We start from the raw sequence: 1,014 nt of genomic DNA, 5'->3' as shown, positions 1-1,014 counted from the left end.
GACAAGTACTATAACACGCCGACCGCGATCATCGGCCCCAAGGACCAGAAATTCGGCTCCGCCCCGGACGACCTCAAGGGTAAGATCGTCGGCGTGCAGGTTTCGACGGTGCACGCTGTCTACGCCAAGAAACATTTTGGCAGCACAGCCTCCGAGATCAAGGAATACCAGACCCAGGACGAAGCCAACAACGATCTTGCCGCCGGCCGCCTCGATGCGGTTCAGGCCGATTCCATCGCGCTTGGCGAATTCCTGAAATCCGACCAGGGCAAGGCCTGCTGCGACTTGAAGGGGATGGTCGCTCCGGACGACGAAGTGCTCGGACCGGGCGTCGGCGCCGGCGTGCGCAAGGAAGACACCGAACTGAAGGGCAAGATCAACGCCGGCATCAAGGCGATCCGCGCCAACGGCAAATATGACGAGATCTCGAAGAAATACTTCGATTTCGACATTTACGGCGGCGGCGGCGCGCAGTCGAACTGACGACCCTCGCATGAGCCGTGGGGCATGGCGTCAGCGCCATGCCCCACCTGCCCGATCTTTCCCAGGCATGTTTGCCGCCGACACAGCCGTCGGCGGTTGGCCAGCACTTCGGGGGCGACGCTGATCGACGCACTTCTTTCGGCCTCCGCGGCCGGCATCACCGAGCTTCTCTCGCCCTACCCGCCAGGCTGGGGCGGGACGCTTCTGGTCGGGCTGCTGCACTCGATCGAGATCGCGCTGGGCGCCACGTGCCTCGGCCTTCTGATCGGCACCGGCGGCGCCTACGGCAAGCTTTATGGCGGGCCGGTGGTGCGCGATCTCCTGGCGGTCTACACCACAATCGTGCGCGCCGTGCCCGAACTGGTGCTGATCCTGCTGCTCTATTACGCCGGAACCGACCTGATCAATCAGGCGCTGACGGCCATGGGCTATCAGCGCGTCGATGTGAGCGGCCTTGCCGCCGGCATCGCCGTGCTCGGCTTCGTCCAGGGCGCCTATTCGACAGAGGTGATACGCGGCGCGATCCTGGCC

General features: G+C 64.2%; 2 protein-coding genes. Both read left to right on the top strand.

All coding sequences use genetic code 11. The features are described from left to right. The coding region (locus EOD15_RS34750; protein ID WP_127409326.1) for a transporter substrate-binding domain-containing protein at positions 1-483 on the top strand (483 nt) is incomplete at its 5' end. A gap of 96 nt (positions 484-579) precedes the next feature. Then, a partial coding sequence (locus EOD15_RS36120) for an ABC transporter permease subunit (RefSeq protein ID WP_245463867.1) occupies positions 580-1,014 on the top strand: 435 nt, incomplete at its 3' end.

The sequence above is a fragment of the Mesorhizobium sp. M7A.T.Ca.US.000.02.2.1 genome (genome assembly GCF_003996995.1).
Classification (GTDB): Bacteria; Pseudomonadota; Alphaproteobacteria; order Rhizobiales; family Rhizobiaceae; genus Mesorhizobium.
This window is presented reverse-complemented; position numbering and strand designations above follow the sequence as displayed.